The following is a 6,153-nucleotide window of genomic DNA, read 5'->3' on the forward strand; positions in this document are numbered from 1 at the left end:
AAGATAACATCTTTAATTTTGATGGAAATACTAATTCATATTTAGAAAATGGAAATATTAAATATTATGAACAGATGAAAGGTCAAATTGATATTAATAAGTTTTTAAAAGCATTTTTTGCGTATGCTTTGGTGCCGGTGTTTCAAAATCGTAGTAATTTTATTGAAAGTGGTTATATTGATAATTTACAATATGATATTGTTTTAATTAACTTTTTTGGTTTAAAATTAGTTAATTTTAAAGATGTTTTAATTGATGAAAATAATATTAATAAAAATCAATTTGAAAAATTATTAAATAGTATGTTTACAGTTTCACAAAATTTTTATAAAGATTATTTACGAACAATTTTTGATTTAGAAAATAATACTTATACACAAGGATATAATAAAAAATATGGTTTATTAGCTAATAATGGTTTTAAAATTTATCCACGGTATTTTTATTTTTCTGATAAATATAAATCATTAGATTTTAAAATGTATTCTGCTTATAAAAATCGGTTTTATAACACAAATTATGGAGATGTATTTAACTATGATTTTTCAGTTTTAAATGATTATAATATTAATCAAAATGAAGGGTATGTTTTTGAAGGTGCTTTAAAAGATAAATATGGTTTAAAATATAAAAAAATTGAAGAACAAAAAATCGGTTATAATGTTTTTGAATTACAAGCACAAAAAGAAAATGATATGTATCGTTATTATGATTTTAATTTTGGTATTTATAACTGACAAGAAATAAATAATGGTGGATTATTTCCCGATAGTCAATGATGACAAGCACAATATGAAAGTTGTAGTTGATATAATTTAACATGTCATATTCGTAATGCTGCAATTTGAATTGTAAATAATATTCCTGGTGTAAAACAAGTTAATGAATTAGCAAGCGGAGTTGGTAAAATATTTCAAACAATATATAGTTTTTTTAATCAAACGTTTGAAGTATGAAAATTTAGTCCAGCATTATATAGTACAATAGCAAATATATTTTTATTAATTATTTTTATGAAATTTGTGCGATTAATTTAAAAAGGAACTTAATAATAGTTCCTTTTTAACCTTTTCAATCTGTAATTTCACCAGTATTAGAATTAATTGTTGGTTTTTGTGGTTTATTAGTATTATTTCAATAATAAACTGTTTTTACATCACCATTTTTAAAATAATTTCTAAGGTCAGATAAATAAAGATTTTGACTAACACCATCAAATGAAAATTTACCTAAGATTTTATCATTTTCACTATTATTTAAAAAATTAATAATATATCAATCTTTTGTATTATTTCTAAAAATTGCAATATATCATTTATTATCAACTTTATAATTAATAAAATTAGGATTATTATCTAATTTTCAATTACTATCTTTGGGTGGTTGTTGTGGTTCTGGTATAGGTTCTGGTTTATTAACTCCCCCGTTTTCATTGTTATTTGGTTTTTCACAACTAATTAATGTTGTTGTACTTGTTCCTATTAAGGTGATTGTTCCTAAAAGGCTTAATATTTTTTTCATATTTTATTCCTCCTCAATTATGAAATAACTGCTAATTGTATTTGTAACAATTTTTCATCCGTGATTAGGATTAGATAAAAAATGATTATTTATTTCTTGAAAATGATTGTAAATAATATTGATTAAAGTATTAATATCATTATCAGTAATTGATCCTCCTCAACCACTATGATCTTCTTTATGGAAATTAGTAATTTCTGATTTGATTTGATTTTTAAATTCTTGATAATTATTTGAATTTTCTTGATAAATTTGTTTAATTTTATCTCATTTATTAATAGTAATGTCTAACTTTAATTGATCGTGAGTTAAAAATTTGTAGTATTTTTCAATTTCATTATATTGATTGTGTGATTCATGTTTAACTATTGTATGATCAGAATTAATTCATCAAAGAATAGCAGTTCCTGCAATTACTAATCCCCCAATTACTAATGATAAACCTAAAGTTTCGGGAGCTAATGCTGCCGCAGTACCAGCTTCTGTTCCAATAACTGCTGTCCCTTCAGTGGCCACAACTACGGATCCTTCTGTAACTGATAAAGTTTCAGCCGCTGTTAAACCACCTTCTGCTACACTACTTTCTGATAAAAGTGGGGTCATTTCTACTGCTTCCCCTGTTTCTGATGAAACAACAGTGGGAGTGGTTGATAAAATATTTTTGATATAATTAGCAGTGGTTGATAAGCCTTTTATTGGTGATATTCCGGTCATTTTTGAAATCCCTAAAATTCCAGCACCAGAAATTCCGCTAGAAGTAAGCCCCGAACCAACATCTATTAATTTATCTTTAAATGCTTTTTGTTCATTTTCGGGTAATGATTGATAATGTTGATTAATTTCATTTAATTTTTTTTGTTTTTCTTCTTTTGAAAGAGAATTATATTTATTTACTGCTTTTTTAAGTTTTGTTTCTTGTGAATTTGCAATATTTATGTTTATTGGTTTATTTGCTGAAGGTACAGGTACATTGTTATTATTATTTTTAGTAGATTTATTTGAAATTGTTATATTTGCTTTTGGTTGGTCTTCTTCTGTTAATTTTTGTTGATTTTTCACAGTCGTAGTTGTTTCTTGTGAATTTGTATTACTTACTTCAATATTTTCTAACAAAGAAAAATTATAGTGAGTTCTATTATTAACATGAAATATTTGTATAGTATTTGTATTCTGTTCATTATTTTCAGTAAATATTCTTATATTATTTTCATTAATATTAACATTTAAAATATTACCCATCGCTAAAATTTCAATTTCTCCACCTCATGTATTAATATTTCTCATTCCTTTTAAATATTCACCAACATCAAATCCATTTTGACTAATCTCAATTGCCCTTCTGAAACTTTCTGCCTGATTATTATTAATATTGCTTTGGGTAGGATTATCTAAATTTGTTTCGATATAATCAACAACTCTATTACGAAAAACATTTGTAACTAATCTAATTGCTATTTCGTCATTATATCATAATTGATTATTACTATGATTTTCTAAATTATATTGCTTTAATAATTTTTGAATAAGTTGTAAATATTTTAAATTTTCTTCACCAAATAATTGAATAAATCGATTTTTAAATTCTTCATTATTATTTCTTAAGGGTAATAAATAAGATGTTGCCACAGACCAAAATAAACAACTATCATCTCCAGGAACATCATACATAATATTTTGATTTTTTGTTTTAGTATTTTGGCTTTGTGTGCCACTAGTTCGAGTTTGTTCACTAACACTCGTTCTTTTACTACCGCTACCTTGTGATTGACTTTCTTCAGCATTTGTATTAACGTTGCTATCGGTCTTAGGATATGAGTTTAAAAAACCAGTTTCAGTAATAACATCTGCCAATTCAATTTTTAATAATTGTTTTAATTCTTTTTTAGTTTCTTCTAAAATTTTTATATTTTCTTGTTGTTCATCTTGATTTTTTTGTAATATTTTATTAATTTTTTTTATATTTTCATTTAATTTTTTGTGTTTTTTCAAAAGATTTACTATTTCTTTATGATTATTTTCTTCTGCTAAATCTAAAGGATCATTTCCCTCATCATCTTGATAATTAAGATTAGCATTATTGGACAACAATAATTTTACTATTATCAAGTGACCATTTTCGCATGCATAATGCAAAGCGGTTAGACCCCTTTCATTTGAAAGATTGACATCAATATCAGAATGTTTTAACAATTTTTTTACAACATTTATTTTACCATTTCGCGCCGCTACAATTAAAGCGCTATCGCCACAATCATCTTTTTTATTAACATCAATTTTATGATTTTTTAACAATAGTTCAACAATTTTATAATTACCATTAAATGATGCTATATGTAGTGGAGTATCACCCAAATCATTTGAAAGGTTGATATCAATTTTGTTTTTACTATTTTTATTTGTTAATAATTCTTGAACAACTTCTGTTTTATCACTTTGTGCTGCAAAGTATAAAGGAGTAATTCCTTTTTTTTCTTGCATATTAGGATTAGCACCTCTTGATAACAATAATTTTACAAGTTCTAGCTGACCATTTCGAGCTGCGATATGCAAATAAGTGTTGTTTGCTAATGGATCTTGAAGATTAACATCAGCACCATAATTAAATATAATATCAACTATTTCTAAATTATTAATATTTATTGCATTGATTATTAACATACTACCAATTTTTCCTTGAAAATTTACATCAGCACCATTTTTTAATAAAAATTTAACAAAGTTTATATTACCATTATTTATTGCCAAAAATAAGGGTGTTGTATGATTTATATCAATACTATTTATCATTTTTTTATTTGGATTTAAATTAATTAATAATTTAGCAAGATCTAAATTATTTTTAATAATAAAAATATATAAAATATCATTATCATTATTATAATTTAATAAAAAAAATTCATCATCAGTTTTGAAATCAGTTTTTAATTTTCATTCTTTTTCAAAGTAAGAAATTATAAATTTAAACATTTCCTTAGATTTTGTTATTTTTAATATATATTTTAAACATTCATTTTTTATTTCTATAAAATTTTTATTTTCTTTTTTATTAAATAATTCTTGTATTTTTTTATTAATATTATTTTTTGTTTTTAATATATTGTTAATATCAACTTTATTTTTATTAATAAAATCAATTATTTTTTTTGTTTTAATTAAGTTTTCTCAAATTTCTATTCTAAATTTATTTAACTGTTCTGAATATTTTTTTCAATCACCCCTTAATTGTGATGTATAATCTTTTCAATTTATGTTTTCTTTTTTATCAAATACTTTTTCCTGAATATTTTTTAATATATTTTGACTCCCAGCTATTATTTTTTGTAATTCATCAATATTTTTAATATTTGCAAAAATTTCTAAAGTTTTTTCATCGCATTGAAATCTTATGGCTTCACTTGTAATAAAAATCATTCGTACTAAATCATCTTTTATTGTTTGATTTTCTTGTTTATTATTATCATATTTTGATAAATTTGCAATTGCATTATTTAAAGTATCTTGAGAAATAAAAATATCTTTTCCTTCTGGTTTTCTATTTTGTTTTATTACAACATTTAATCCATCTTCTGAATATGCTCCCGTATAATTTAAATTAATCTTTTGATAAATATATTTCTTAATTACTGTATTATTTATAGTTTTAATTTTTTCTTCATCATCTTTTAAATTTTCACCCTGTAAATTACTAATTTTTTTATTCAAAGAATTTAATTCATTATTATAATTTAATTTTTTATTATCTTTTTCTTTTGCTTTAAGGGGAATAAGTTCGTTTTTTTGTTGTAAATATTCTTGTACTTTTTTTTCATTAAATAAAAGTTTATTTTCTTTTAAATTATTTAATTTATCCTTTAAATTATTAAGCTTTGTGATTTCTTCTTGATTAATTTGTTCTATTCTTTTTAAAAGTTCATCATCAAAATAAAAATATTTATTCTGATTATTAATAAATCCTAATAAGTAAAGGTTATTTAAATTAATTACTAATTTAACACTTTCATTATTACTATTTTTTAATGTCAATATTAATATTTTATCTTTGTTATTTTGTTGATTTTTAAATCAATTAGCCATTTTGGGTTCTAGTTCTTCTAATTTATAAATAATTGTTTTATTATCAAGCTCTTTACTTATAAGTCCACCCATATTGATACTTCTTAATGGATCAATATAATTTTTATCAATAAGTTCTTGTAATATTTTTTGAATATTATTAGAATAATTTTCATCCAAAATAATTTCTTTTTCAATAATATCGGGAAATTGTTGGTCATCTTGCATTTTTGGGGTAGTTGAGGTATTTTCGTTATTTTGTCTTTTTTTAATATTATGTTTTTTATTAGGTGCTGCTGCAATTATTGAAGGTATTACATTTCCGGTTATTATAATTGTTCCTAATAATACCAAAAGTTTTTTCATATTATTTATTTCCTTTCTTATTTGAAAAATTTTTATCAAAACCTATTGACATTATATATATATATATATATATATATACAAGCACTTTTTAACATTAGTAATAAGAAAAAAAACGGTAACATAATAAAAGTGATATTTTTACAAAAGTTAAGGTTTTATAAAAATATAAATTATATTAAATAATAATTGATAAAAAAATTGTTAATTTTAAAA

At 22.4% G+C, this 6,153-nt stretch carries 3 protein-coding genes; 1 reads left to right on the top strand and 2 read right to left on the bottom strand.

What is annotated here, in order from left to right; translation table 4 throughout:
- Positions 1–1,037: spiroplasma phage ORF1-like family protein (locus tag EHV01_RS02450; protein WP_422066055.1), on the top strand; the 1,037-nt coding region annotated here is incomplete at its 5' end.
- A gap of 25 nt (positions 1,038–1,062) precedes the next feature.
- On the opposite strand, the gene EHV01_RS02455 is transcribed toward EHV01_RS02450, so the two are convergent.
- Entirely contained in the window at positions 1,063–1,521 is a 459-nt protein-coding gene (locus tag EHV01_RS02455) for a lipoprotein (protein WP_422066056.1), read from the bottom strand.
- 3 nt (positions 1,522–1,524) lie between these two features.
- Entirely contained in the window at positions 1,525–5,940 is a 4,416-nt protein-coding gene (locus EHV01_RS02460) for an ankyrin repeat domain-containing protein (RefSeq protein ID WP_422066057.1), read from the bottom strand.
- Positions 5,941–6,153: the final 213 nt, after the last annotated feature.

Origin of the sequence: Spiroplasma sp. hy2, assembly GCF_044714365.1 — a bacterium.
GTDB classification, from domain to species: Bacteria; Bacillota_I; Bacilli_A; order Mycoplasmatales; family Mycoplasmataceae; genus Spiroplasma; species Spiroplasma phoeniceum.